Origin of the sequence: Rugosibacter aromaticivorans (assembly GCF_000934545.1) — a bacterium.
In the GTDB taxonomy this organism is placed as follows: Bacteria; Pseudomonadota; Gammaproteobacteria; order Burkholderiales; family Rhodocyclaceae; genus Rugosibacter; species Rugosibacter aromaticivorans.
This window is the reverse complement of the sequence record NZ_CP010554.1, coordinates 457555-483053: the sequence shown is the minus strand read 5'-3', so window position 1 is coordinate 483053 and position 25499 is coordinate 457555. Positions and strand designations below refer to the sequence as shown.

Below are 25499 nucleotides of genomic sequence, written 5' to 3'. Positions count from 1 at the left end.
ACCGCCGCTACCTCGTTGAGTGCGACTTGGTAGTATGGGAATACTTTCTACAACTGCATCCCCCCGTGCAACTTCGGGCCTGATAACCCTCGCGAGCCCCGCCTGACACTCGTAAACTCACTTATGCCGCCATCAGATCCATCTACCGTTCTCGAACGGCCCTATGCCGATACCACTGAGGGCGCATTGCGATTTTTCATTGCGCTGGTTGATGCCATTCGGCCCCACGATCCACAGAATCCTGATGCCGCAGCGTCCGTATTCGCAACGTTACGCGATATCGCAGCAGGCAATGAAAAGCATCGTGCCACGCTGCAGCGCCACGTGCAGCAGATTTTTCGTGGAACCCAGCAGGTCAGCCTTTACACCGATGCGGGCATTCTGCCGAACTCTGGATTTTTCAGTGAGCTATGGCGCCGCGCCATGGGCCGGATCTTGCCCCCAGTGCCTGATGCCACGCGACTCAAGGACTGTTTCGACGCGGTGTTCCATCATCGCGATGATCATCTCTGGCTGGCGACGGGGCCGTTTGAGGACAAACTCGCCTTGTGGGATGCTGTTTTCAGCAAGACTGCGGACCCTGAAAGCGACGCAAACAATGAAGATCGCTGGCAATTGCACACCGAGGCGCAACTGCTCGAGGCCATGCAGGTACTGGCCATGCGCATCGGCGCGATGGGGCTGGAGCCCGAACTGACCCGGGTACAGCCGCGCATCATCGAATTCGAATCCCCTTTCGTGCACTTGGGCGCGGAAGTGCTGCGCTTTACCGAAGGCTGGCGGGCGCGCCATGCCGATCCCTCAACTGAACACGAAGACGAGCTACACATGATGGTGCTGGTCGATCAGTGCCGCGAGGTGATGACTCGTGCCCGGCGCAACGCCGCCAGCGCGGGCACCAGCCTAAGCCTCACCTACTTGCTGGTGCGTACGGAACAGTGCCTGCAAAGGCTGACGCAGCTTACCGGCATACTGTGCGCGCGCTTCCAGCCTGATGCGCGCAGGGCCATGGTCGACCGCTGGGTGCGGCTGACGCATGATCTCGTGCAGGGAGAAAACCGTCGCAACAGCCTGCGTGAACCATTTAGCCGCCTCACCGGCCTGCTCGCGCTACGCGTGACCGAAAATGCTCACCGAACCGGCGAACACTATATAACGACCGATCGCGCCGAGTATGCTGCCATGTGGCGTTCGGCCGCGGGTGGCGGTTTCATCGTCGGCTTCATGGCGCTGATCAAGCTGCTGCTGGGCAAGCTCGTGCTGGCACCGCTCACGTCGCTGGTGATGTACAGCCTGAACTATTCGCTAGGCTTCGTGCTGATCCATGTGCTGAATTTCACGCTGGCCACCAAGCAGCCGGCAATGACGGCGGCCACCATCGCCGAGAGCATCGACAAGTCGGAGGGCAAAACGCGTGACTTGCACCGTCTCGCCGACCTGGTAGTCGCCATGATGCGCAGCCAGTTCGCTGCCATTGCGGGCAACGTGGCGGTGACCATCCCGACCGCTGTTGCCATCGCTCTCGTCTATCAGTGGATCACCGGCCACCCGGCGATGGGTCTGGAAAAAGCACAACACACACTACACGACCTTTCACCCATCGCGAGCCTTGCCATCCCGCATGCGGCGCTGACCGGCATCCTGCTCTTTCTTGCCGGGCTGCTCTCCGGATTTTTCGATAACAAAGCCGCTTACGATCGCATCCCGGAACGGATCGCCCATCTTGGCTGGCTGCGCCGCCTGATCGGCCCGCAGCGCACCGACCGCTTCGCTGACTACATCGGCCGCAACCTGGGCAGCCTCGCCGGTAACTTTTTGCTGGGGATCATGCTGGCAAGCCTGGCACCCCTTGGCATCTTTCTCGGCTTGCCGCTGGACGTGCGGCACGTGACCCTGTCCTCCGCCAATTTTGCCTTCGCCCTCACAGCGCTTAATTTTCACATCGATCCATTCACCCTCGTCGAAACGCTGGCAGGTATCGCGCTGGTTGGCTTCACCAATCTCACAGTCAGTTTCGCCTTTGCCTTATGGGTGGCGCTCAAGGCGCGAGGAGCGGACATCACTGCCAGTCAAGGGCTTGCGGCGCTTTTGCTGGAACGCGTTCGCAAAGAACCCGCACGTTTTTTTGTGCCGCCACCCTCTTAATAAAAAACCCACGCCAGCGTGACTAGATTCATCGCGTTAAAAATCGGCGCTGGTGATACGGCGGCAAATCGAGGAAAATCAGTCCTCTCTCGAAATTTTTTGCCACGCGTACGCCTTCATGACTTCTCTGCTCGACAATCTCAATGAACCACAACACGCCGCCGTCACGCTACCTGCCGAGCACGCTCTGATTCTGGCCGGTGCCGGTTCCGGCAAAACGCGCGTGCTGACCACTCGCATTGCCTGGCTGATCTCAACCGGCCAGGCCTCGCCGCAGAGCATTCTTGCGGTGACTTTCACCAACAAGGCGGCGAAGGAAATGCAGACGCGCCTGGCGGCGATGTTGCCGGTGAATGTGAAAAGTATGTGGATCGGCACTTTTCATGGCTTGTGCAATCGCCTGTTGCGCGCGCATTACCGCGATGCGGGTTTGCCGCAACTGTTTCAGATACTCGATTCGGCCGACCAGCTCTCATCGGTCAAGCGCCTGATGAAAGCGCTGAACGTGGATGACGAAAAATTTCCGCCGCGCGAGATGTGCCAGTTCATCAACGCACAAAAAGAGCAGGGCCTGCGGGCATCGGCTGTCGAGGCGTGGGATAGCTGGGCAAAACAGAAGGTGGAAATTTATGCCGCTTACGAAGCGCAATGCCAGCGTGAAGGCGTGGTCGATTTCGCCGAACTGCTGTTGCGCTCTTTTGAACTGCTGTCGCGCAACGAGCCCTTGCTGCGCCATTATCAGGAACGCTTTCGGCATATTCTGGTGGATGAATTTCAGGATACCAACCGCCTGCAATACGCATGGCTTCGCATGCTTGCAGGCGGTCCTGCCAATGGCCATCCCACCAACCCCCTTCCCGCGGAAGGGGGCGACTATTCAACGGCGCCAAAAGGCGCCAGTATCTTCGCAGTCGGCGATGATGATCAGAGCATCTATGCCTTTCGCGGCGCGGACGTGGGCAACATGCGCGATTTTGAACGCGAGTTCAACGTCAAAAACATGATCCGCCTGGAGCAGAACTATCGCTCGCACGGCAATATTCTGGATGCGGCTAACGCCATCATTCGCAACAATCCGCACCGCCTGGGTAAAAACCTATGGACGCATGCTGGCAGCGGCGAACCGATCCGCGTGTATGAGGCGTATGCCGACAGCGATGAAGCGCGCTGGATCGTTGAAGAAGTCAAATCGCTCGTGCGCGACGGTCATACGCGTGCCGAAATTGCGCTGCTCTATCGCAGCAACGCGCAGTCGCGCGCGTTGGAACATGCCTTGTTCAATGCCGGGATTCCTTATCGCGTCTATGGCGGGCTGCGCTTTTTTGAACGCGCCGAGATCAAGCATGCGCTGGCCTATCTGCGCCTGATCGCCAATCCCAACGACGACACGGCGTTTCTCCGCGTGGTGAATTTCCCCGTGCGCGGCATCGGCGCGCGCAGCCTGGAGGCGCTACAGGATGCAGCCAAGGCAGCCAACAGCAGCCTGCATGCGGCCATTACGCAGGTGAGTGGCAAGGGCGGCAGCTCCCTCACCGCGTTTGCGCAACTCATCCATCAACTGAGTGAAGCGGTGCATCTGCCGCTGCCGGAGCTGATCGATCATGTGCTTGAATTGTCCGGCCTGCGCACGCATTACCAGAATGAAAAAGAGGGGCAGGAACGGCTCTCCAATCTGGACGAGCTGATCAATGCGGCGGCCAGCTTTATCGCCGAGGAAGGCACGGTCAGCGAAGAGGGCGAGTTGTCAGCCGATCTGGCGGCGTTTCTCGCTCACGCCTCGCTCGAAGCCGGCGAACATCAGGCGGGCGAGGGTGACGATGCCCTGCAATTGATGACGGTGCATTCCGCCAAAGGGCTGGAGTTCAACATGGTGTTTATCAGCGGTCTGGAAGAAGGTTTGTTCCCGCATGAAAACGCCGTTAATGACACCAAAAACGGCAGCAACGGGCTGGAGGAAGAGCGCCGCCTGATGTATGTCGCCGTCACTCGTGCGCGGCAGCGGCTATATCTCAGTATCGCGCAAAGCCGCATGCTGCATGGTCAGACACGCTACAACCTGCCCTCGCGTTTTCTCGATGAAATCCCCAAGGAGCTGCTCAAGTGGCTAACGCCAAGAGTGGAGAAGCAACATTTCGCCGTCTCACCAGCACCGTCCAGTAACGGACTCAAGACTTTTCATAACCAGTCGCCCGTTACCGCACAGCGCCCAGGCCGCCCGCCAGAGCGTAGCGGTTTCTCTATCGGCATGAATGTGCACCACGCCAAGTTTGGCCCCGGCGTCATCGTGAATGCCGAAGGCAGCGGCACGGATGCCCGCGTGCAAGTCAATTTCAAGGCAGCGGGCGTCAAGTGGCTGGCGCTGGCAATCGCGAAACTGGAAGCGGTTTGACCACTACAAATCCGCGCGTGTGCCCTGAAGATTGATCAACGGTATTCATCGCCGCCCACAGCGCCTGGGCAGACACCCAGACCGGCGGGTATTTGTAAGCCGCCACATCCAGAATGAGAAATCGGTCGCTGGCCTCATGGTAAGCCGCCAGCGGCGAGATGTGGCCAGATTCCTTCTGGCCCAGCGCGCCGCGCTGATAATTCACCAGAATAAAATCGCCCGGCGTTTTGAGATTTTCTTGCGCTTGTTTGCGAAAGGCTTCCAGCGTCGTATCCGACGCATAAGTCAGCGTGGCATCCACGCCGTGCGCTTTTAGCAGATCACGCAATTGCGCCAGGCTCATGCCACCAAAAGTGACATCAAACTCACCACGCACCTGGCGCGCAGCCGCATCAAAAAAAGTGGACTGGGTGACAGGATTTTCTGTCGGGCTTGGTGCAATTTTTAGTGCCGGCTTTAGCGCAGGGTTTATTGCATTCAGCACCACCACAGAACTCGCCACACCGCAAAAAGCCGGGCGCGCCTGGGCCACAAAATGCGTGATGAGGGCGTCGTAATCTGCGGTGTACTGGCTGCTGACAAACAACTTTTGCCCCGCAGAAGAATCGGCCGCAATCAACGATGGAGGCAAAGGCAAGCGATTGAACGAAGGCGCACGCAGGGCGTTATTCCAGACCGTCCACCCAGCCCAAATCAGCAGCAACATACTGAGGATACTCAACAGGCGAATCGAGGTTTTTTTCATGTGCGGTCTCCTGAATGGGTTTATTTGCTGAACTTGCTTGCGCATCTTTGTTCGTGAATTAAGCCGGGAAGAGGCTGGATGGCGTTGCCGTCGCACGCCAAACACTGGCTAGCCACGGCTGTTGATCGCGAGGCAAACCCTCGGGGCGATAATAGTGTTCGAGTTCCGTAAAACCGGCCTGGGTCACCTGCTGGCGCCAGGTATCGAGGTCATGGTAGGCACCATAGCGATCGCCCTGCCAGCCTTCCTGATTATTGCCGCGCGGGTTGGAGCTGAACAATACGCCGCCGGGTTTCAAGGTGGCATGCAACTGCCGCAAGACGCGCGGCAAAGCCAGGCTTGGCACATGAAACAGCGATGCGTTGGCGAATACCCCATCGAAATAGGTCGCGGGCAAATCAAGCGCGAGAAAATTTTGCTGCCAGACCTCGCACCCTGTGTCTGCCTTGGCCATGGCAACAAAAGCCGCCGAGCCATCCAGCCCGATCGCACGATGCCCCAGCGCAGTAAATGTCTTGAGGTCCCGCCCCGGGCCACACCCCACATCCAGCACGGTGAACGGCGGCGTGGCGTGAACGTGTCGCAACAACGCGGCGATATTCTGGCTCACATCGTGATCTTGCGTGCCTGCGCGAAAGGCTTCTGCGGCAGTGTCGTAGTATGCCAGCGTGAGGGCTACCGCTTCGGTTGGGTCGGTCGGTTGCTTAGACAAAGGGTGCATGAGGAAAAATCAGGCAAGATCGAGCAAGATCAGATCAGCTATTTTCAGCTATTAACGGGTGCAGGGTAGCCGTCATGGTCGCTGTTTTGCTGCGGCTTTGGCGCGCGTCTTGCGCGCCGCTTCGAGCAAATCAAACAGCTGCACATACACTCGGTAGTTAGCTTGTGCTGACGGTCAAGATGAATCATCGGTAACGCCCGCTGGTGTGATTCCTTGATTTTTACAGAGGACGAAATCATGGCGTCGAGCACCGGTAGCGCTTCGCGCAGCTTGTAAATTTTGTAACGCGATTCGAGCTTGGCCTGTAATTCTCCCAGCGCCGCATCCGCTGGCAGCAAGAATAGATTCTCAAACGGGGTGGCGACAATAAAGTCTTCCGTCGGTAATGGCCGCAACTTGAAGTTAAGCATCTGGTCAAAAAAACCCGTCGCCGTGTTGTTCAGGTTGTCTGCCGCAGCACCAAGCAAATAATGAATGGGTCGAATTAGCCTGCGGATCAAGATCAATCACCAAGGTACGCACACCACGCATCGCGCTGATGGCGGCAAGATTACAGGTGATGGTGCTTTTGCCAACGCCGCCCTTCTGATTAAACACGACTCGTCGCATGCCATACCCCCAGTGAACACTTTGATTTTGCCATACTTGGCGCGATAACTGATCGATCAATCTGCACCTGGCGGGTTTATGATTGAGAAACTTCCTGTCACTGCTTAAAAGTCGATATGTCTACCGAACAAGAAAATCTCGCAGCCGCTGCCCTTGAATACCATGCTTTTCCCACCGCCGGAAAGATTGCCGTGGTGCCGACGAAAGAACTCACCAACCAGCGCGATCTGGGTCTGGCTTATTCCCCTGGCGTTGCGGCTGCCTGCAACGCGATTGTGGCTGATCCAAGTCAAGTGAGCCGCCTGACCGCGCGCGCCAACCTGGTGGGGGTCGTGACCAATGGTACAGCCGTTCTCGGCTTGGGCAATATCGGGCCGCTGGCTGCCAAACCAGTGATGGAAGGCAAGGCTGTCCTGTTCAAGAGGTTTGCGGGTATTGATGTATTCGATATCGAGCTCGACCAGTTGGATGCCGACAAACTGGTCGATGCGATCGCCGCCATGGAACCCACTTTCGGTGGCATCAATCTGGAAGACATCAAGGCACCGGAATGTTTTTATATTGAAGAAAAACTTCGGCAGCGAATGAAAATTCCGGTATTTCACGACGATCAACATGGCACAGCCATCGTCGTGAGTGCCGCGATTCTCAATGGGCTCAAACTGCTCGGCAAGCGGCCAGAAGACATCAAACTGGTGACCTCCGGGGCCGGCGCGGCGGCTTTGTCGTGCCTTGAATTGCTGGTCTCGTTAGGCATCCGGATAGAAAACATCTGGGTAACCGACCTCGAGGGTCTGGTCTATGAAGGTCGCGTCAAGCTGATGGATCCGATCAAGGCACGCTATGCCAAAACCACCGCAGCCCGCACGCTCGGCGAAGTGATTGAGGGCGCAGATGTGTTTCTTGGCCTGTCTGCTGGCGGCGTATTAAAGCCGGACATGGTGGCAAAGATGGCAAAAAATCCGCTGATCATGGCCTTGGCTAATCCAACACCAGAAATCACCCCGGATGAGGTGCGCAGTGTGCGTGACGACGCTGTTATTTCCACAGGCCGGTCGGATTACCCAAACCAGGTCAACAACGTGCTGTGCTTTCCGTTTATTTTTCGCGGCGCGCTGGATGTCGGAGCGACCACCATCAACGAGGAGATGCAACTTGCCGCCGTCCATGCGTTAGCCGAACTGGCGCAGGCCGAGGCTTCCGATGTCGTGGCGATGGCGTATGGCGGCGAGAGTCTCTCATTTGGCCGCGAGTATCTGATCCCGCGTCCGTTCGATCCACGGCTGATTGTCAAGATTGCGCCGGCCGTGGCTAAAGCAGCCATGGATTCGGGCGTTGCCACACGGCCGATTAGCGACTTTGAAGCCTACCGCGAGCGACTGGATAATTTTGTTTATCAATCGGGTTTCATCATGAAACCGGTATTCGATGCGGCAAAAAAAGCACCACGTCGCGTTCTTTACTGCGAAGGTGAAGACGAGCGCGTATTGCGCGCTGTGCAAGCCGTGATTGACGAGGGCCTGGCGCAACCGGTCGTCATTGGCCGTCCCAGCGTCATCGCCACACGTATCGAGAAAGCCGGGCTGCGCATTGTGGCGGGACGCGATTTCGAAGTGGTCAACCCTGAATCGGACCCGCGATATAAAAAATTGTGGCAGGCCTATCATCAGCGGCTAGGCCGCCACGGGGTGACGCCGGAAGTCGCGAAACAGGCAATGCGCTCGAATACCACGCTGATCGGCGCCATGCTGCTGGCCGAAGGCGATGTGGATGCGATGCTGTGCGGCGTGATTGGCGGGCACGGACAGCATTTGCGGCACGTGGCCGATGTCATCGGGTTAAAACCGAACGCACACAGCTTTGCCGCCATGAATCTGTTGCTGTTGCCAAAACGCACGCTGTTTATCTGCGATACGTATGTCAATCAAGATCCCTCGGCTGAACTGCTGGCAGAGCTTGCCCTGATGGCCGCCGAGGAGGTGCGCTGCTTCGGCCTGACACCGAAAGTAGCGCTGCTGTCGCATTCCAATTTCGGCAGTGTGCACTCGGCATCGGCTCAAAAAATGGCGCAGGCGCGACAACTCATCGAAATGCGCGCACCCGGCCTGGAAGTCGATGGTGAAATGCATGGCGATGCTGCGTTATCGCAAGCGATTCGCGAACGGGCTTTCCCGGATTGCCGCCTCAAAGGCGAAGCCAATTTATTGATCATGCCTAATCTGGATGCTGCTAATATTGCCTTTAACCTGATCAAGGCCGTCAGCGGCGATGGCATCACGGTGGGCCCGATATTACTGGGCGCGGCCAAACCTGTGCATATTCTGACCCCTACGGCAACAGTACGCCGCCTGGTTAACATGACCGCGCTGGCGGTAGTGGATGCAAACGCTTTGAAGGACTGAACAACATGGCACATGCGATTCGTTTTTATCAAACCGGCGGCCCCGAGGTGATGCGTTGGGAAAAAGTCGGCGCTGGTGATACGGCGCAAAGCAAGTTTCTTGCGCTGCCCGGGGCCGGCTACGCCCGCATGACGCACCATGCCATTGGCGTAAATTTCATCGACACCTACTACCGCTCGGGCCTATATCCGGTGGATCTGCCAGCTGGCCTGGGCGAAGAAGCTGCGGGGGTTATCGAGGCAGTGGGTGCTGGCGTCACCGAGTTCACACCCGGTGACCGCGTGGCCTATGCCAGCGGCCCGCTGCATCCAGTGGGCGCCTATGCCGAGGCGCGGGATATGCCGGTTGATCGACTCGTCAAGCTACCTGACGCCATTGATTTTCGAACAGCGGCGGCCATGATGCTGCGCGGCTTGACCGCCCAATATTTACTGCGCCGTGTTCATCGTGTGATGCCCGGCGAGACCATACTCTTTCATGCCGCCGCTGGCGGCGTGGGCTTGATCGCCTGTCAATGGGCAAAAGCGTTGGGTGCCACGGTCATTGGCACGGTTGGCTCGACAGAAAAAGCGGCCATCGCCCGCGCCCATGGGTGCGATCATGTCATCGTCACCACACAGGAAAATTTTGTTACCCGTGTGAAAGAAATCACCGGCGGCGAGGGTGTGCCGGTGGTGTATGACTCTATCGGCAAAAACACCTTTATGGATTCGCTGGACTGCTTGCGGCCCATGGGGCTCATGGTCAGCTTTGGTAACGCCTCCGGCCCCGTGCCTGCGATGGAGTTGCGCGAACTCGCACGCCGCGGTTCACTCTTTCTCACCCGGCCGACGCTCTACACCTACACCGCCAAACGCAGTGATCTATTATTCATGGCAGAAGAGCTATTTGCGGTTGTCATGTCGGGGCAGGTTAAAATCGAAATCAACCAGACGTATGCACTTAAAGATGCGGCACTGGCCCACGCTGACTTAACCGCCAGAAAAACCACCGGATCAACCATTTTGCTACCCTGAACATCATGCAAACTTTTCTGATTGCCAATCCTAAAGGCGGCGTAGGCAAAAGCACGCTGGCAACGAATCTGGTGGGCTATCTCGCCCGAGCAGGCAACCGCGTCATGCTGGGGGATATCGACCGGCAACAATCCTCGCGCGAATGGCTCAAATTGCGCTCGGCCGCCTTGCCACCCATCGCGAGTTGGGACATGGCCGATGATCGCCCGGCCAAGCCACCCAAAGACACGACACACGTTGTATTGGACAGTCCTGCCGGGCTGCATGGCAAGAAACTGGCGCAGGTTTTAAAACAGGCCAACCGCGTGATTGTTCCGCTACAGGCATCCATTTTTGACATTCTCGCCACACGCGATTTTCTACAGCAACTGACCGAAGAAAAAAGTCTTCGCCAACACGAAACTTTTGTCGCCATTGTCGCCATGCGCGTTGACCCGCGCACCCGTGCCGCAGGCGAACTGGAACGTTTTCTCGTCGACACCGGCCTGCCTGTGATCGCTCACCTACGCGACACACAAAACTATGTGCAAACCGCCGCGCACGGCATGAGTATTTTCGACCTTTCATCCGCACGCAGCGAAAAAGACCGCGAGCAATGGCAACCCCTGCTTGCCTGGGTCAATCAAACGTAGGGACTGGTTTACATCCCACTCTGAACAAGACAGTGGCCAGCTGGCACTTTCATCGGCCTGAAGGCGCAGAAAAAGAGAGAAAGCACAGCCATTGGTAGAACGGCCAGAATTACGACGCGCATCCAGCGAGGTTGCGCTACCAACATGACGGAGAGGCTATAAACCGTGTTGGAAATCGAGACGATTCGCGCTGCATGTTCTTTCGCTAAATATTGTTCATTCTCGTTTAACACCCTGACAAAGCATTACAAGTTTGTACGCTATCTTGTACGCTGTCGATTGACTTGCGCATTCGTGGCATGTATAGCGACAGCAGCCCGTAAACTAGCCATCCGGCCGGATACAAAATAATGCATACGTTTGTCCATCCTGTATGGCACAAAAACTGCTCGTATCACACACAATGCTTACTGCATTACGTCTTCCATCGCATCGGCAAGCTGCTGATGGTTCAGGTAGAGGTCGCATGAACCTTCCGCATGAACCTTCGTTGGCACCCCACAGAATGATCGATAAAAAAACAGGATGAGGCAAAAAATGAATAATAGCGAACCGAATAGTACCGAACCCAGCCGGCCGGCATTTTCTTTAGATATATTCAGGCTCGATCGGCGGGTAGCACTAGTGACTGGCGCAGGCTCTGGTTTGGGCCGTGTGTTTGCACGTGCGCTCGCAACGGCGGGCGCGAAAGTGATCTGCGCTGATCGCGATGCAGGCAGTGCGCAGGACACCGCAAAACAAATCACCTCAACCGGAGGCGAGGCACTCGCACTTGCCGTCGATGTGGCTGAGGAATCATCCGTTATGGCAATGATGGAAGAAGTTTCTCGCCGTTATGGCCAGCTAGATGTTTTGGTCAACAACGCCGGCATTGCAACCCAGCCACATCGGTTGCACGAGCTACCCGTTGCGGACTGGGATCGTCTGCATAGCATTAACACCCGTGGCGTGTTTTTGTGCACCCGTGCTGCCTTGCCTTTGATGTTGAAGCGCCGAAAAGGATCCGTGGTTAATATCGCGTCGATCGCCGGGCTCGGCGGGGTGTCGCCAAAAACACCCGCCGTGTCGGTCAACTATTCTGCTTCCAAAGCGGCGGTCATTGGCTTATCCCGACAGGCTGCAGTGGAATACGCCGCCGATGGCATTCGCTTTAACGTGATCGCCCCTGGCTGGCATCTTGGCACACAACTCGGACGCGAAGCATTACCTCCTTCGGAAGAAGCACTTCACGCATTCATGAGCGCATTGCAAGCAGCCACGCCAATGGGCCGCACGGGCGACCCTGAAGAACTCGCTGGGCTATTACTCTATCTCGCCAGCGATGCTTCCAGCTTCGTGACTGGGCAAGTGATCGCCCATGATGGCGGCTGGACTGCATGGTAATGACTAGTTAAGTGGCATCGACCCTAATTTTGGCTTGATTCAGTTTGTACGCAAGCTGGCGGCGTGTCAGTCCCAGCGAGCGTGCCGCTTGCGAAACATTGCCTTTGGCATCGCTCAGGGCAACACGCAAAGCTTCGTTTTCCAGGGCTTGCAGGCCAAGGCCTTTTTTTCTGGCACCGCGCAAGATTACATCCAGATCACCAGCTTCGTCGGCGCTATTCACTGGGAGTTTAGATTTTCTCTCATCTTCGAATGCATAAAGATGAAAGCTGTCGATGGCTTGATCCTGGTCGGCCAAAATAACGGCACGTTCGATCATGTGTTCTAGCTGGCGAACGTTGCCGGGGTAGGCATGCTCCATCAAGACGGCAACGGCGTCAGGAGTAAAGCCTGATGGCTTTTTGTCGTGCGTTCTGCAAAAGCGCTGGAAAAAGAAATCGACTAACAGGGGCACGTCTGCGCGCCGCTCGCGCAGAGGCGGCACGCGAATGGGGAAAGTCGTCAGTCGAAAAAATAAATCCTCGCGGAAGCGTCCTCCGCGCACTTCGGTGCGCAAGTCGGCGTTAGTTGCCGCGATGACACGCACATCGACTTTACGTGTGCGCTGATCGCCTATACGTTCCAGCTCACCTTCTTGCAATACCCTCAGCAGCTTACCTTGGGAGGCAAAGTCGAGGGTACCAATTTCGTCCAAAAATAACGTGCCACCTCCGGCACGCTCAAAGCGCCCCGGCCGCGAGTGAGTCGCGCCAGAATAAGCACCGCGTTCAACACCAAACAATTCAGATTCGATCAACGAAGCCGGAATAGCGGCACAATTAACCGCAATAAACGGCTGAGTGGAACGATTGCTGCGGCGATGTACGAGACGAGCGATGACCTCCTTGCCCACGCCAGTTTCGCCATGCAAAAGTACGGTGGAGCGTGTGGGTGCCACCTTATCAACAAGGTATAGCACCGAGTGAAATGCCGAAGACACACCGACGATTTCGTGTGTTCCCGCAGGGATATCCGCCGCGCCATGACCCAGGCTCAGGTGGCTAGCCAGTGGACCGGTGGCCAGTGCACGCTGGCGCTCGGCTTCGTTCCACTGGTCCGCGAGCCGGCCGACCATACGACAGGTGCCGTGGCCAGACGCGCAGCACCTGGTTTCACGAAACACCACCATGCGGCCCATGAATGCGCTGCTATAGCCGCTTAAATAACCCATCAACAACCAGCAGACGCTGTCCGAGCTGGGCCCGTAGGCCGACAGATGCGATTCTGCTTCGACGGAATCGCGCAGTGTCAATTCGACCTCAAATATCCCGCGCTGAACATTGATCTTCAACTGCGTAAACTCCAGCGCAGCATAGCCTGCCAATTCATGAATCAATGCGCTAAGACGGTAGTTATCCACGTCATCATGATCGGCCAGGTGTAGCTTGCGTATCAAATGCGCACCCTTGATGCCTTCAGCATAGGCCACCTGCGTAATCAACGAACGTGCGGCTTTGGATCCACACAGGTCAATCAAGCCGCGTCGGTACTCGGTAAACGCAGAAGCGTAGAAAAGTATCATGCGTTGCCCATCGAGGCGTATTTGGCCATCTCCCGGACCGCGCTGAAAATAAGGCTCAAGCGCACTAGCATCGAACATTTTCATAGTGAGCAATAACCGTAATTGTCCATTTTTTATAAATAAGCCTTACAGACAGTACAAAATTGTACACCCTTAACGGGTCTGTGGGCCCGTGGCATTTATGCCAAGAAAATCCTCCATCAACGCTACCTGACTGCAGGCTGAGGTTTTTGGCTACCAAATCTACTATGGCATCCAAATTGCATTTGATCGTAAGCGTGCTTTTAGCATGCTGCGTCTAGCATCGCGCAACCAGTCATCGACGGATAACAAAATATGAGGAGAGCGCATAATGGGTAAGGCCGAAAATTTGGCGCTGCCAGAAATTGGCAGTCACGCCCTGGGTACTGGCAAGCTGCCGGTAGATCACTATGTTTCACCGCAGTTTTTTGAGCTTGAAAAAAAGCACATTTTCCGCAAAAGTTGGCTGCTGGTAGGCCGCGCATCAGACCTCAAAGAGCCCGGCGACTACCAGAACTTTCTGGTCGATACCCTTGGCGTGTCTGTTGTTGTGGTGCGTGGTCGTGATCAACAGCTGCGCGCGTTCTACAATGCCTGCACACATCGTGGCTCACGCTTGGTTAATTCATCCACGGGCAATACCCGCGCTCTGGTCTGCAGTTTTCACGGATGGAGCTTCAGCCTGGACGGTGCCCTGATCAATGCGCCAGACGCTGCACTCTTCGCAGACCTTGACCCCGCACAAGAACATCTAAAGAGCATCTCGGTTGACGTATGGGGAGGGTTTATATTCATCAACCTCGCCGAGCAGCCCGAATGGACCCTACAGCAATATCTGATGCCACTTGGTGATGCTTTTGACCGCTACCTGGGCAACAAAGACTGGTCATGGAGCTTTGGCTGGCGCGCAAATTTTCGCGCTAACTGGAAACTACTGGTTGATGCCCAGATCGAGGGCTATCACGTCGACATGACGCACCGCAAAACCATTGCGGGAACAGTTCCCGGGTCGAGTACAGCAGCTTATTTCTTCCCCGAGAGCGTTGGTGTACCTTGTGGCGTTAGCGCTTACCGCCCTGAAGATTCTAGTCGCGGCGTGCAGACACCGCTGAATCTGCTCTCGGCAAAATATGGCGCAACCTCAATCTACACCAAGCCGGAACGTACTTTTGCGGCTGAAGGCGGGGAGGGTGTCCTCAAGGAAGATCACCCACTGTGGATATTTGATAATTACCTGCTCTTCCCGAACATTGTGTTATTCGTGCAAAAAGGGCAAATTATCATTCAACGCACGCTACCCATATCAGCCGACGAGTGCATTTGGGAGGTGGACTTTTACCACACCGAAAAGCCGGCCAGTTTTGGCCATATTTTTAATATGGAGCAAGGTGTCATTCAGATCCGCGATGTGCTCTCTGAAGATCTTTACACCGCTGAAGGCATTCATGCCAATTTCAAATGTGGCGCAATCACGCATGTTAACCTGAATAAACAAGAAGTGCCATTGCGCGCCTACTACAATCGTTTATTAAGCGCTGTTCAAGGCGGCAAAGTAAAGGGGGCACCATGAGCACAGCAATACCGCGGCCTGAACTTTCTGCCCTGGAAGCCCATATCGCCGCTTGGGGTCTACCAACCACAGAACATCGTTTATCTAAACGCCTATCCTCAAGCATGGATGAAGTGCGTGCGTTTTATGACGCCATGCTGCCAAAGCTGCCAGAGGTGATCGACTATTTAAATCAGTTTCCTTTAGATGGCATACCAAAGAACGACAACCCTCTGGTATGGGCAACGCTGGCGATGTGTGAAGTCGATAACGCAGTCAATAAATGGAATCGGGTCGTGCTCGATACAGGTATAGATATCCGCCGCATGATTCCCAAGACCAGCTTTTCTGATCGGGGGTACGAATGAGCGGGCGTCTAGCAGGAAAAGTAGCCTTGATCACCGGCACGGCCGGCGGTCAGGGACGTGCGGCGGCCGAGCTGTTCGCCGCCGAGGGGGCTCGCGTGGTGGGTTGTGATATCAAGGCATCTGACAGTGATGAAACTGTGCGCCTTGTGACTGAAGCCGGAGGGCAAATGGTCAGCCGCGTGGTGGACTTGGGCGACGAAGCCCAAGTGCGTAGCTGGATTGACTTTGCCGTGGATACTTACGGCGACTTCGACATCCTTTACAACAATGCGTCAGCCGTGCGTTATGGCAAGATCGGCCAATTCACCACCGAAGACTGGCACTGGCTCGTGCGCAACGAACTGGACTTGGTCTATTACGCGACCAAATATGCGCATCCGGTCCTCAAGCGCCGTGGGGGAGGATCGATTATCAACACGGCCTCCGCTGCGGGCGTGATTGGTTCAAATTTTGGCGGCCATATCCATCAGTTCGCACACAGCATGACCAAGGGCGGCGTCATTGCCATGAGCCGCACCTGGGCAGCAGAGTTTGCGCCTGACCATATCCGCGTTAATAGCATCTCGCCTGGACTCATCGAAACACCGGCATTTGCTGCGTTTCCCGATAAGGAAATGCTCAAAAAAATGGTTGCGGACATTATGGATTTACAGCTCGTCAAGCGGGTCGGCCAGCCTCTCGACATTGCTTATTGCGCGTTGTACCTGGCATCTGGCGAAGCAAGCTATGTCACTGGGCAAAACTTCTGCGTTGATGGTGGGCTAACGGCCATTTAAGAGCATTCAAGACATTCAAACTTTTACAGGAAATTCAAACAATGATTGAGCTTTATCACATTCAACGCGAGGGCGACCCCTACGGGGGATCGCGCAATTCAAGCAAGGTGCTAATTGCGCTGGAAGAAATCGGCGAAAAATATGGCATCAAACTGCTATCGCGGTTGCAAGACTGCCGTCCGGCCGATGCCCCTTATCGCAAGATTAATCCCAATGGCGTAGTACCCACGATCAATGACGATGGTTTCATGCTTTGGGAATCTGGCGCGATTCTGCGTTATCTCGCTGACAGCCGGGCCAGTACAACCTTGATGCCGAAAGACACCAAGCAACGCGCCCTTGTTCAGCAATGGCTTGCCTGGGAAGGCACAACGCTCAACCCCAGCCTGCTCAATCTGTTTTTCGCAATGATGGCGCCCACGCCCGACAACGATGCAATCGCTGCAGCTAAGGCGGCATTCCTTGGAAATTTATGCATTCTCGATGCTCAGCTAGCAGACAGGGACTATGCCTGCGGCAGCTTCTCTATTGCTGATATCGCGCTGGGATGTGTTGTGCCGATCAGCTTCAATCTGGGTCTGGACTTGACACCTTACACTCACCTGATTGCTTGGATTAAACGCCTGCGCGCGCGGCCGGCCTGGAGCAAGGCCGAGACTGTCGTAGCGGATATGGCCGCTAGCCAAGCGCAACTGGCCTGACACAGTGACTCAGCGGAAGTGACGCACCGCAACTAGCTCAAGCTAAGTAACGAGCCGAATAAGTAAATATAAAAGTAAGCAGACACAGTAAGAAGCAATTCAATTCCACTGGGAGGTGAATAATGACAAGCTTTAACTATCAGGAACTGATTGATTCTGAGCAAGCACTACAAAAACGCAGCATCTTTTGGGATCCCGCGATCTATGAGGAGGAACTGAAGCAGATTTTCAATCGCTGCTGGCTATTCCTTGGCCACGAAAGTCAGATTCCGCAGCATGGTGATTTCATCCGCACCTACATGGGTGAAGACGACATCATCGTGGTACGCGGAAAAGATAAAGTGGTCCGTGCGTTCCTAAATGCCTGCACCCATCGCGGCAACAAGGTCTGTCAGGCAGAAGGAGGGAATACGCGTTCATTTACCTGCTCTTACCATGGCTGGTCTTACAATACGGAAGGCGAGCTCGCCGGAGTACCGCTGGAAAAAGAAATTTACGACAACCTCGACCGCGAGCGATTTGGCCTGGTTCCAGTGGCACACGTGGAAAGCTACAAGGGGCTTCTTTTCGGCTGTTTTTCCGAGTCTGCACCCAGTCTTGTCGAGTATCTGGGCGATATCGCCTGGTATATCGACGTAGTGACTGATAGTGCACAAGGTGGGCTTGAGATAGTCGGTGCTCCCTATCGAACAGAAATTCCAGGCAACTGGAAATTGCCCGTAGAAAACGCCATTGGCGACGGCTACCACGTCGCCTGGGCTCACGCCGGTGCAATGAGCGTAGTCGGCGCGCTGGGCCATGGTCGCTCAGATAACGTATTAGGCATCAGCGCAAACAATTCGGGGGTAGATCAAAGTGCTGCAATAGAGGTTGTCATGAACACTCATACCGTTCTGACGACGCTCGATGGCCAATCAGGCTATGCGCTTTACGATCACCCCGAGCCAGTACTCGCACACCTTGAGAAAAATCGACCCAGTGTCATTGAGAAACTGGGTGAACTACGCGGCCGTCAGCTTTACGGTTCAGAAACGCATATTGGCGTGTTCCCCAACCTGCAAATTATTCAGGGGCTTAACTTTATACGCATCATCCATCCTAAAGGCCCCGGTAAGTTCGAGGTGTGGACGTACGCCATGTGTGAGCGCGATATGCCTGACGCCACCAAGGGAGTGATTCATGACCACGTGCGGCAGACTTTCGGTCCGGCCGGACTGCTAGAAGGTGACGACGGTGATTTCGTTGAAGCGATTACGCATTCTGCTGCCGGCTATGCCACGCGCCAATTGAAAGGCTTCCTCGGCATGGGCATGGGACGCAAAGCGGCATGGGACGGCCCGGGGGAAGCATCGCCTGGATTGGTTAACGAAGCCTGTCAGCGTGGCTTTTACGATCAGTGGCGACGTGCGATGGAAGCCCATAACGCCCACGAAATCATCGGGCAAACAGAGCCCACTGCGCCTCTAACATCTATATTGCGGGAGGTTCGTCATGGGTAATGCAGAACTCAAACTTGCGCCAGCAGCGCCAGTCAGCTTTGAGCAGGAATACGCCATCGGCAAGTTTTTATTGATGGAAGCACGTGTGCTGGATGAGGAACGTTATCCAGAATGGTTAGATCTGTTGACTGAAGATATTCGTTATCAAATACCCGTGCCGCTCACCACTTATCGGCGCAACCGTGCAAGCACCACGGCACTCAAGCCACTATTCATTATTGATGATGGTTTCCCCGGCTTGAAGCAGCGTGCCGCGCGCGAAGCGACTGGGCTGGTGTGGCTGAATGACCCAGCCACACGGCATCTGCGCATGGTGAACAATATCGAAGTGGAAGCAACCGATACGCCAAATGAATTTTTTGTGCGCAGTAAATTTTTACTATATCGTGGCCGCCGCGATAAAGATATTGTGAGCCATGCGGGCTGGCGCGAAGATATTCTGCGGCAGACGTCGCAAGGCTTCCGTGTTGCACGCCGCGTCGTCCATCTGCTCGAGCGCGTGGTCATGGATAAAAATCTGAACATGTTTTTCTGATCTAGCCTCTCGTTATCTGAAGCAATCACTCAATCACAAACAATAAAGAGGATACAAAATGACCAATCGATTTACAGGCCGTTGTGCTGTTGTCACCGGTGCGGCAGCAGGCATAGGGCGGGCAGCCTCTGTGCGTTTTGCGTCTGAGGGAGCCCGTGTGTGCCTCATTGATGTTGACCGTGTCGGCCTTGAAGAAACGCTAAGCCAGATCAAAAGTGCTGGCGGCGATGCCTTCATTGCCCAGTGCGACGTGTCAGACGAAGCCAGCGTGAGTGGCGCGCTTAAACGTGCTGAAGAAACTTATGGCGCCGTGCGCGTGTTGTTCAACAATGCAGGTATTGAATCTGGCGATGGCCTCACGGATTCACTCGATCTTGCCAACTGGGAACATATCCACTCGGTGAATACTCGCGGCCCGTTTCTAGTTGCCAAATACGCACTGCAAAGCATGCTGCGCGGCGGCAAGAGTGGCGTCATCACCACCACGTCATCCATCGGCGGGCTGATCGGCACGCCGGGGCTGCACGCCTACAGCACATCCAAAGGTGCGGTGATCGCACTGACTCGCTCCTGGGCTGTCACTTACGCCAAACAAGGCATACGCGCCAACGCCATTTGTCCCGGCCTCGTCATGACCCCCATGGTGGCGCGTATCGGCAAAGGCTTTATTGATGGCGCCACCGCCATGACACCGCTGGGCCGTGGCGCTGACCCATCTGAAATCGCCAACTTGGTCGCGTTTTTATCGTCGGATGAAGCGAGCTTTATCACCGGCGCGATTATTCCGATCGACGGCGGCTATACGGCGCAATAAAGCGGCGTGGTGCAACCGCTCAGTATGCCCTCTTCCGTTAATCTGGCGATAAAAATCACGCGCTATGATGCGCAGCAAAGTGTTTAGCCTTGGGAGGGAATATCACTCAGCCACGACGCAAAAACTCGGCGCTGGTGATACGGTGGCAGACGGTAAAGCGACACTATGGAAGACAATGCAACTGCATTTTCTATTCACACTGAGTAAGGAGGATTCACGTTGAATTTAAAAACAAACATCCCGACGACCGGCTCAGCGCAGGTAGAAACATTTGATGCCGTTGTTATCGGTGCAGGATTTTCCGGGCTGTATGCGCTGCACCGCCTGCGCGACCAGATGGGACTCTCTGCCCGTGTCTTTGATATCGCTGGCGATGTGGGGGGCACCTGGTACTGGAACCGCTACCCAGGTGCACGTTGCGACATTGAGAGCATTCACTACTCCTACTCTTTTTCTGAAGAACTCCAGCAAGAGTGGACGTGGAGCGAGCGCTTTGCCGCGCAGCCAGAAATTCTGCGTTATTTGAATCACGTCGCTGACCGCTTTGATCTACGCAAAGACATTCAATTCAACACACAGATTACCTCGCTCGTGTGGAATGATAAAAACAAGCTTTGGGAAGTCGGTACCAAGGATGGCACCATCGCGCGCGGGAAGTATCTGATCGCGGGTACGGGTAATCTCTCTGTTGCGAAGACCCCAGAATTTAAAGGTGTTGAGACCTTCAAAGGCGAGATCTACGCCACGGGCAACTGGCCACATGAGGGCGTCAATTTCGCCGGCAAGCGGGTCGGCGTGATTGGTACAGGGGCCAGTGGTATTCAAGCGATCACCGAAATTGCCAAGGAGGCAGCCCACCTCACCGTGTTTCAGCGCACCCCCAACTATGCCACACCTATCGGCAATGCACCGATGGATCCTGAAACTGAGCGGCAAGTAAAGTCTCGCTACGCGGAAATTCGCACCAAATCACGCAACGCCTTCCTTGGGATACCTTACGATCAGGTGCAGCCCTCGGCGCTGGCCGTCTCAGCGGAAGAAAGACGGCGGGTCTATGATGCGCGTTACGTGCAAGGCGGCTTTCGGCTATTCGTTGACAGCTTTGCGGATCTTCTGTTCAACAAGGAAGCCAACGATACAGCCGCCGAGTTTGTCCGCGCCAAGATTCGCGAACGGGTAAAAGACCCTCAAGTCGCCGATATGTTGACGCCCAAAGACTACCCCTATGGCACCAAACGCCCACCGCTGGAGACGAAATATTATGAGACCTACAACCGGGATAACGTCACCCTAGTCGACATCAAAGCAACGCCGATTGAGCTGATTACCGAACACGGCATTTGCACCACAACGGATGAATACGAACTTGATGCGATTGTGCTGGCCATCGGGTTTGATGCCATGACCGGCCCACTGCTCAGCATGGGTATTGTCGGCCGCCATGGACTGAAGCTCGAGGACAAGTGGGCAAATGGCCCACTCACTTATCTCGGGATCACCAGCCATGGCTTCCCGAACCTGTTCTTCATCACCGGCCCACAAAGTCCCTCAGTCCTGTACAACATGCCGCTGGCCATTGAAGATCACGTCGACTTTGCAACGGACGCCATTCGATACTTGCGTGACCACGATCTCGACACCATCGAGCCGACGCTGGAAGCGGAAACCCGGTGGGTGGCGCACGTTTATGAGCTATCCCAGCAAACGCTGATGCCAGGCACGGACTCCTGGTACATGGGCGCGAACATCCCCGGCAAACCGCGTGTCTGCATGGTTTATCTCGGTGGAGCGCCTGCCTACCGCAAGATCTGTGCAGATGTCCAGGCTAAAGGTTACGAGGGATTCACGCTCGATCGCACGATGACGACAGAGGGCAGAGGGCATCGGCGTAGCTTAGCCACACCCAAGCGAAAACTATTTACTTGTATTGAGTGAAGATAGTTTTCGCGTCTTTGTGCGCACGCTCTAGCGAACAGATCGTCGGGTCATCGTCATGTGCGATAAAAAAATCGTCCGCCTGAGCGCGCATCACCCTCTGGATGGCCGCCTCGTCAGCGATGCCGTACTTCTCGACAATGAGCGTGGTGACTTCATCCAGATATTCTTCGTAGTTCATGTTTTGTCTGCCTCAGGGATGCGGCATGGGCATGGCACCTCGGCCGACTAAGCGCTCAGTATCCAAATACAAATAAACCTTAAGTACCGCCGGGCTTTCCATCCTGCCTCAGAAAATCAATATACAGCGCCTCTACCTGCGCTCTAGCCCACGGGGTGCGGCGAAGAAACTTGAGACTGGAGGCAACGCTTGGCTCGTGCGTAAAGCAACGAATATCGATGCGCCGCCCCAACTGGTGCCACCCATAAAAATCCACCAGATCATTCAGTAGTTTTTCCAGCGTAACGCCATGCAATGGATTGTTTGCTTGCATCGTTTTCATTGGACTCGTTTGCTCATCATCAATGACATATTATTCGCTCATCTTGCCTCGCCCTAGCTTTACTGTTGCGCGCTTGGTCTTGCTCTCCAGTCGTCGTTTAACCGATGCACGGGTGGGTTTCGTTGGTCGACGCATTTTAGGCAGCGTGGTAACACTTGCTACCATCTCGTGCAGCCGTCGTAGCGCCTCCGCACGATTTCCTTCAAGACTGCGAAACTCCTGTGCCTTGATAACCACCACGCCGTCCTTGCTGATGCGCTGATCGCCGAGATTCAGGAGCCGTTCGCGAATCGTTTCCGGCAGCGAAGACGCCTTGATGTCAAAACGCAGATGCACAGCGTTCGACACTTTATTGACATTTTGTCCGCCCGCACCTTGAGCGCGGATGGCTGATATATCAACTTCGTCCAGGGGGATAGTAAATCGGTAAACCATAGAATCAACATATTAGACTATGAACTCGGGGACATCCCCAGCCCAAAAAACAAAAAAGGCCAAACGTCTGTAAACGCTTGGCCTGCCTTGTTTCTTGTCTGGTTGCGGGGATAGGATTTGAACCTATGACCTTCGGGTTATGAGCCCGACGAGCTGCCAGACTGCTCCACCCCGCAGGCGAATTATGCACGGCTTTGCCGCAGTGCGTCAACGTTATTCTCCATATCCGTTATAATTCCCGGCTTCCGAGGAGCGCTGCAAGGCGAGGGTTCGATCTCTCCCCAGGCTCGGTTTTTTGCAAACTGCGCTCACCTAACCCGTACCGGGCAGGGTGAGTTCGCATATGCATATGAGTCACATCGATGCACCGCTCTTCCCGGTCACTGTTCAAGGAGCCTTTAATGAACGCTGTGATCGATGTTGCATCTACCACCGCCGATTATGTTGTTGCCGATCTGAGCCTTGCTGCCTGGGGGCGCAAGGAAATCCGCATTGCCGAAACCGAAATGCCGGGCCTCATGGCGATTCGCGAAGAATATGCCGCCGCGCAACCTTTACGTGGTGCGCGTATTACCGGCAGCCTGCACATGACCATCCAGACCGCCGTGCTGATCGAAACCCTGCAAGCGTTGGGTGCCGAGGTGCGCTGGGCCTCGTGCAACATTTTCTCCACGCAGGATCACGCCGCCGCCGCGATTGCTACCGGTGGCACTGCTGTATTCGCGGTGAAGGGCGAGACGCTGGAAGAGTACTGGGATTACACACACCGCATTTTTGAATGGCCCGATGGGGGTTACAGCAACATGATTCTGGACGACGGCGGGGACGCGACACTGCTACTGCATCTGGGTGCCCGCGCCGAGCAAGATCAAGCGGTATTGAACCACCCCACCAGCGAAGAAGAGCGCGTGCTGTTTTCGGCCATCAAAGCCAAAATCGCCAGCGATAAAACCTGGTATTCCACGCGCCTGGCGCACATCAAGGGCGTGACGGAAGAAACCACTACCGGCGTGCATCGGCTGTATCAAATGTACGAACGTGGCGACTTGAAAATTCCCGCCATCAACGTCAATGATTCGGTGACCAAATCGAAGTTCGACAACCTTTACGGCTGCCGCGAATCACTGGTCGATGGCATCAAGCGCGCCACCGACGTGATGATCGCCGGCAAGGTTGCGGTAATCGCGGGTTATGGCGATGTGGGCAAAGGCTCAGCGCAAGCCATGCGCGCGCTCTCGGCGCAAGTGTGGGTGACGGAAGTCGACCCGATCTGCGCGCTGCAAGCGGCGATGGAAGGTTATCGCGTCGTGACCATGGATTACGCCGCCGACAAGGCCGACATCTTTGTCACCTGCACCGGCAATTACCATGTCATCACGCACGCGCACATGGCGAAGATGAAAGATCAGGCCATCGTCTGCAACATCGGCCATTTCGATAACGAGATCGAAGTGGCTGCGCTGGAAAAATACGAGTGGGAAGAAATCAAGCCACAGGTTGATCACATCATTTTCCCCGATGGCAAGCGGATCATCCTGCTGGCCAAGGGCCGCCTGGTGAATCTGGGCTGCGGCACGGGTCATCCTAGTTACGTGATGTCGTCGTCGTTCGCCAACCAGACGATTGCGCAGATCGAACTATTTACGCGCAACGCCGATTATCCGGTAGGCGTGTATACACTGCCCAAGCATCTGGATGAAAAAGTGGCGCGCCTGCAATTGAAGAAGCTCAATGCGCAACTCACCGAGCTGACCGAGCAACAGGCGGCATACATTGGCGTCGCGAAAACCGGCCCATACAAACCGGAACATTATCGCTATTGATTAACGCCGAAAAGTCGGCGCTGGCCACATATCCGCGACATTTTTTCTGCATCTCGGACGCATATGCGCCGTATCGCCAGCGCCGACTTTTTCAGGGATACATCATGAACCTTGAACTCTCCATCGAATTCTTCCCGCCGCAAACGGCGGAAGGTATCGAAAAATTGCGCGCAACGCGCGAGCAGCTGGCGATATTGCAGCCAGCATTTTTCTCCGTCACCTATGGTGCTGGCGGCTCGACGCAGGAACGCACGCTGGCCACGGTCAGCGAAATCGCCGCCGCAGACCATGTCGCCGCACCGCATCTGTCGTGCATCGGCGCAACGCGGGCGAGTATCCGTGAATTGCTTGCCACCTTCCGCGTCCGCGGGATCCGTCGCATCGTCGCCTTGCGCGGCGATTTGCCCTCGGGCATGGCCGACCCCGGCGAATTCCGTTATGCCAACGAACTGGTGGCCTTCATTCGCGAGGAAACCGGCGATGCGTTTCACATCGACGTCGCGGCTTATCCCGAATGGCATCCCCAGGCGAAAAGCCCGCGCGACGATTTGCGGCATTTCAAGCAAAAAATCGACGCTGGCGCGAATGCCGCGATCACGCAATATTTTTACAACCCTGACGCGTATACGCGCTTCGTCGCCGATGCCCGCGCGCTGGGCGTCACAGTGCCTATCACGCCGGGCATCATGCCGATTGCCAGCTTCTCAAAACTGGCGCGTTTTTCGGATGCCTGTGGCGCTGAAATTCCACGCTGGATGCGCAAGCAGTTCGAAAGCTTCGGCGACGATACCGCCTCGGTGCAAGCCTTCGGGCTGGAGGTGGTCACCGATCTGTGCCAGCAACTGATCGCACGCGGCGTGCCGGGTCTGCATTTTTACTCCATGAATCAATCCTGGCTGACGCTGGAAATCTGCCGCCGATTGGGCATCGGCTAATC

General features: G+C 55.6%; 24 protein-coding genes, 1 tRNA gene and 1 riboswitch. Of the genes, 16 read left to right on the top strand and 9 right to left on the bottom strand.

Going from position 1 to position 25499, the window contains the following annotated elements; genetic code table 11:
* Positions 1-123 precede the first annotated feature (123 nt).
* Positions 124-2145: a site-specific recombinase gene (locus PG1C_RS02540; RefSeq protein ID WP_202635870.1), complete on the top strand. Its 2022-nt coding sequence runs from the start codon at positions 124-126 to the stop codon at positions 2143-2145.
* A 118-nt stretch (positions 2146-2263) separates the two neighbouring features.
* Positions 2264-4534: a UvrD-helicase domain-containing protein gene (locus tag PG1C_RS02535; protein ID WP_202635869.1), complete on the top strand. Its 2271-nt coding sequence runs from the start codon at positions 2264-2266 to the stop codon at positions 4532-4534.
* On the opposite strand, the gene PG1C_RS02530 is transcribed toward PG1C_RS02535, so the two are convergent.
* The 4 genes from PG1C_RS02530 to PG1C_RS14820 are packed head-to-tail and all read right to left on the bottom strand — an operon-like array spanning position 4491 to position 6609.
* The gene (locus PG1C_RS02530; protein ID WP_202635868.1) at positions 4491-5279 is read right to left on the bottom strand and encodes a phytochelatin synthase family protein; all 789 of its coding nucleotides are present in this window, start codon (positions 5277-5279) and stop codon (positions 4491-4493) included. The genes PG1C_RS02535 and PG1C_RS02530 overlap by 44 nt on opposite strands.
* A gap of 58 nt (positions 5280-5337) precedes the next feature.
* Positions 5338-6000 carry a class I SAM-dependent methyltransferase gene (locus tag PG1C_RS02525; protein WP_202635867.1) on the bottom strand — a complete coding sequence of 221 codons (663 nt, stop codon included), beginning with the start codon at positions 5998-6000 and terminating at the stop codon, positions 5338-5340.
* Between the two features lie 44 nt (positions 6001-6044).
* Positions 6045-6500 carry a ParA family protein gene (locus PG1C_RS14825; RefSeq protein ID WP_202635866.1) on the bottom strand — a complete coding sequence of 152 codons (456 nt, stop codon included), beginning with the start codon at positions 6498-6500 and terminating at the stop codon, positions 6045-6047.
* Positions 6415-6609, bottom strand: a complete 195-nt coding sequence (locus PG1C_RS14820; RefSeq protein WP_202636887.1) for a ParA family protein — start codon at positions 6607-6609, stop codon at positions 6415-6417. The genes PG1C_RS14825 and PG1C_RS14820 overlap by 86 nt, the downstream gene beginning before the upstream one ends.
* 116 nt (positions 6610-6725) lie before the next feature.
* Here PG1C_RS14820 and PG1C_RS02510 point away from each other — a divergent pair, with 116 nt between their 5' ends.
* From PG1C_RS02510 to PG1C_RS02495, 4 genes are all read left to right on the top strand, one after another.
* Positions 6726-9011, top strand: a complete 2286-nt coding sequence (locus tag PG1C_RS02510) for an NADP-dependent malic enzyme (RefSeq protein ID WP_202635865.1) — start codon at positions 6726-6728, stop codon at positions 9009-9011.
* 5 nt (positions 9012-9016) lie between these two features.
* Positions 9017-10027 carry a quinone oxidoreductase family protein gene (locus PG1C_RS02505; protein ID WP_202635864.1) on the top strand — a complete coding sequence of 337 codons (1011 nt, stop codon included), beginning with the start codon at positions 9017-9019 and terminating at the stop codon, positions 10025-10027.
* 5 nt (positions 10028-10032) lie between these two features.
* Positions 10033-10659: a ParA family protein gene (locus tag PG1C_RS02500; protein ID WP_202635863.1), complete on the top strand. Its 627-nt coding sequence runs from the start codon at positions 10033-10035 to the stop codon at positions 10657-10659.
* Positions 10660-11196: 537 nt separating this feature from the next.
* On the top strand, positions 11197-12042 hold the full coding sequence (locus tag PG1C_RS02495; protein WP_202635862.1) for an SDR family NAD(P)-dependent oxidoreductase: 846 nt from the start codon (positions 11197-11199) through the stop codon (positions 12040-12042).
* A gap of 7 nt (positions 12043-12049) precedes the next feature.
* On the opposite strand, the gene PG1C_RS02490 is transcribed toward PG1C_RS02495, so the two are convergent.
* Entirely contained in the window at positions 12050-13687 is a 1638-nt protein-coding gene (locus PG1C_RS02490; protein WP_202635861.1) for a sigma 54-interacting transcriptional regulator, read from the bottom strand.
* A gap of 268 nt (positions 13688-13955) precedes the next feature.
* On the opposite strand from PG1C_RS02490, the gene PG1C_RS02485 reads away from it, so the two are divergent.
* The 8 genes from PG1C_RS02485 (at position 13956) to PG1C_RS02450 (ending at position 21801) form a co-directional block, all read left to right on the top strand.
* Positions 13956-15194: an aromatic ring-hydroxylating oxygenase subunit alpha gene (locus PG1C_RS02485; protein ID WP_202635860.1), complete on the top strand. Its 1239-nt coding sequence runs from the start codon at positions 13956-13958 to the stop codon at positions 15192-15194.
* A complete protein-coding gene (locus tag PG1C_RS02480; protein WP_202635859.1) occupies positions 15191-15541 on the top strand; it encodes a hypothetical protein in 351 nt (116 codons plus the stop codon). Before PG1C_RS02485 ends, PG1C_RS02480 begins: the two co-directional genes overlap by 4 nt.
* On the top strand, positions 15538-16317 hold the full coding sequence (locus PG1C_RS02475) for an SDR family NAD(P)-dependent oxidoreductase (RefSeq protein ID WP_202635858.1): 780 nt from the start codon (positions 15538-15540) through the stop codon (positions 16315-16317). The genes PG1C_RS02480 and PG1C_RS02475 overlap by 4 nt, the downstream gene beginning before the upstream one ends.
* Before the next feature lie 41 nt (positions 16318-16358).
* Positions 16359-17018, top strand: a complete 660-nt coding sequence (locus PG1C_RS02470) for a glutathione S-transferase family protein (RefSeq protein WP_202635857.1) — start codon at positions 16359-16361, stop codon at positions 17016-17018.
* Positions 17019-17140: 122 nt separating this feature from the next.
* Positions 17141-18517, top strand: coding sequence for an aromatic ring-hydroxylating oxygenase subunit alpha (locus tag PG1C_RS02465; protein WP_202635856.1), 1377 nt, complete (start codon positions 17141-17143; stop codon positions 18515-18517).
* Entirely contained in the window at positions 18510-19052 is a 543-nt protein-coding gene (locus PG1C_RS02460; RefSeq protein ID WP_202635855.1) for a 3-phenylpropionate/cinnamic acid dioxygenase subunit beta, read from the top strand. The genes PG1C_RS02465 and PG1C_RS02460 overlap by 8 nt, the downstream gene beginning before the upstream one ends.
* Before the next feature lie 58 nt (positions 19053-19110).
* On the top strand, positions 19111-19866 hold the full coding sequence (locus PG1C_RS02455) for an SDR family NAD(P)-dependent oxidoreductase (RefSeq protein ID WP_202635854.1): 756 nt from the start codon (positions 19111-19113) through the stop codon (positions 19864-19866).
* 219 nt (positions 19867-20085) lie between these two features.
* Positions 20086-21801 (top strand): flavin-containing monooxygenase, encoded by a 1716-nt coding sequence (locus PG1C_RS02450; protein WP_237218261.1) that lies wholly within the window; start codon positions 20086-20088, stop codon positions 21799-21801.
* Here the strand turns inward: PG1C_RS02450 and PG1C_RS02445 are convergent.
* The 4 genes from PG1C_RS02445 to PG1C_RS02430 all read right to left on the bottom strand — a co-directional run bounded on the left by PG1C_RS02445 (position 21785) and on the right by PG1C_RS02430 (position 22915).
* A complete protein-coding gene (locus tag PG1C_RS02445) occupies positions 21785-21982 on the bottom strand; it encodes a hypothetical protein (protein ID WP_202635853.1) in 198 nt (65 codons plus the stop codon). The genes PG1C_RS02450 and PG1C_RS02445 overlap by 17 nt on opposite strands.
* 79 nt (positions 21983-22061) lie before the next feature.
* Complete coding sequence (locus PG1C_RS02440) at positions 22062-22304, bottom strand: VF530 family protein (protein ID WP_202635852.1); 243 nt, start codon at positions 22302-22304, stop codon at positions 22062-22064.
* Positions 22305-22334: 30 nt separating this feature from the next.
* Positions 22335-22739 (bottom strand): alternative ribosome rescue aminoacyl-tRNA hydrolase ArfB, encoded by a 405-nt coding sequence (gene arfB / locus PG1C_RS02435; RefSeq protein WP_202635851.1) that lies wholly within the window; start codon positions 22737-22739, stop codon positions 22335-22337.
* Between the two features lie 99 nt (positions 22740-22838).
* Positions 22839-22915, bottom strand: a tRNA-Met gene (locus tag PG1C_RS02430).
* A gap of 65 nt (positions 22916-22980) precedes the next feature.
* Positions 22981-23056, top strand: a riboswitch (S-adenosyl-L-homocysteine riboswitch).
* An 84-nt stretch (positions 23057-23140) separates the two neighbouring features.
* Here PG1C_RS02430 and ahcY point away from each other — a divergent pair.
* Positions 23141-24562 carry an adenosylhomocysteinase gene (ahcY, locus tag PG1C_RS02425; RefSeq protein ID WP_202635850.1) on the top strand — a complete coding sequence of 474 codons (1422 nt, stop codon included), beginning with the start codon at positions 23141-23143 and terminating at the stop codon, positions 24560-24562.
* A gap of 104 nt (positions 24563-24666) precedes the next feature.
* Positions 24667-25497 carry a methylenetetrahydrofolate reductase [NAD(P)H] gene (gene metF, locus PG1C_RS02420; protein ID WP_202635849.1) on the top strand — a complete coding sequence of 277 codons (831 nt, stop codon included), beginning with the start codon at positions 24667-24669 and terminating at the stop codon, positions 25495-25497.
* The last annotated feature ends 2 nt before the right edge of the window (positions 25498-25499 follow it).

Excerpts from the sequence above, each read along its gene's own strand:
- PG1C_RS02490 (WP_202635861.1), bottom strand. The coding sequence starts at position 13,687 with ATGAAAATGTTCGATGCTAGTGCGCTTGAGCCTTATTTTCAGCGCGGT.
- PG1C_RS02500 (WP_202635863.1), top strand. The coding sequence starts at position 10,033 with ATGCAAACTTTTCTGATTGCCAATCCTAAAGGCGGCGTAGGCAAAAGC.
- PG1C_RS02445 (WP_202635853.1), bottom strand. The coding sequence starts at position 21,982 with ATGAACTACGAAGAATATCTGGATGAAGTCACCACGCTCATTGTCGAG.
- PG1C_RS02535 (WP_202635869.1), top strand. The coding sequence starts at position 2,264 with ATGACTTCTCTGCTCGACAATCTCAATGAACCACAACACGCCGCCGTC.
- PG1C_RS02505 (WP_202635864.1), top strand. The coding sequence starts at position 9,017 with ATGGCACATGCGATTCGTTTTTATCAAACCGGCGGCCCCGAGGTGATG.
- PG1C_RS02460 (WP_202635855.1), top strand. The coding sequence starts at position 18,510 with ATGGGTAATGCAGAACTCAAACTTGCGCCAGCAGCGCCAGTCAGCTTT.
- PG1C_RS02475 (WP_202635858.1), top strand. The coding sequence starts at position 15,538 with ATGAGCGGGCGTCTAGCAGGAAAAGTAGCCTTGATCACCGGCACGGCC.
- PG1C_RS02525 (WP_202635867.1), bottom strand. The coding sequence starts at position 6,000 with ATGCACCCTTTGTCTAAGCAACCGACCGACCCAACCGAAGCGGTAGCC.
- PG1C_RS02485 (WP_202635860.1), top strand. The coding sequence starts at position 13,956 with ATGGGTAAGGCCGAAAATTTGGCGCTGCCAGAAATTGGCAGTCACGCC.
- PG1C_RS02480 (WP_202635859.1), top strand. The coding sequence starts at position 15,191 with ATGAGCACAGCAATACCGCGGCCTGAACTTTCTGCCCTGGAAGCCCAT.
- PG1C_RS02470 (WP_202635857.1), top strand. The coding sequence starts at position 16,359 with ATGATTGAGCTTTATCACATTCAACGCGAGGGCGACCCCTACGGGGGA.
- PG1C_RS02440 (WP_202635852.1), bottom strand. The coding sequence starts at position 22,304 with ATGAAAACGATGCAAGCAAACAATCCATTGCATGGCGTTACGCTGGAA.
- PG1C_RS14820 (WP_202636887.1), bottom strand. The coding sequence starts at position 6,609 with ATGCGACGAGTCGTGTTTAATCAGAAGGGCGGCGTTGGCAAAAGCACC.
- PG1C_RS02465 (WP_202635856.1), top strand. The coding sequence starts at position 17,141 with ATGACAAGCTTTAACTATCAGGAACTGATTGATTCTGAGCAAGCACTA.
- PG1C_RS02495 (WP_202635862.1), top strand. The coding sequence starts at position 11,197 with ATGAATAATAGCGAACCGAATAGTACCGAACCCAGCCGGCCGGCATTT.
- PG1C_RS02455 (WP_202635854.1), top strand. The coding sequence starts at position 19,111 with ATGACCAATCGATTTACAGGCCGTTGTGCTGTTGTCACCGGTGCGGCA.
- PG1C_RS02510 (WP_202635865.1), top strand. The coding sequence starts at position 6,726 with ATGTCTACCGAACAAGAAAATCTCGCAGCCGCTGCCCTTGAATACCAT.
- ahcY (WP_202635850.1), top strand. The coding sequence starts at position 23,141 with ATGAACGCTGTGATCGATGTTGCATCTACCACCGCCGATTATGTTGTT.
- arfB (WP_202635851.1), bottom strand. The coding sequence starts at position 22,739 with ATGGTTTACCGATTTACTATCCCCCTGGACGAAGTTGATATATCAGCC.
- PG1C_RS02530 (WP_202635868.1), bottom strand. The coding sequence starts at position 5,279 with ATGAAAAAAACCTCGATTCGCCTGTTGAGTATCCTCAGTATGTTGCTG.
- PG1C_RS02540 (WP_202635870.1), top strand. The coding sequence starts at position 124 with ATGCCGCCATCAGATCCATCTACCGTTCTCGAACGGCCCTATGCCGAT.
- metF (WP_202635849.1), top strand. The coding sequence starts at position 24,667 with ATGAACCTTGAACTCTCCATCGAATTCTTCCCGCCGCAAACGGCGGAA.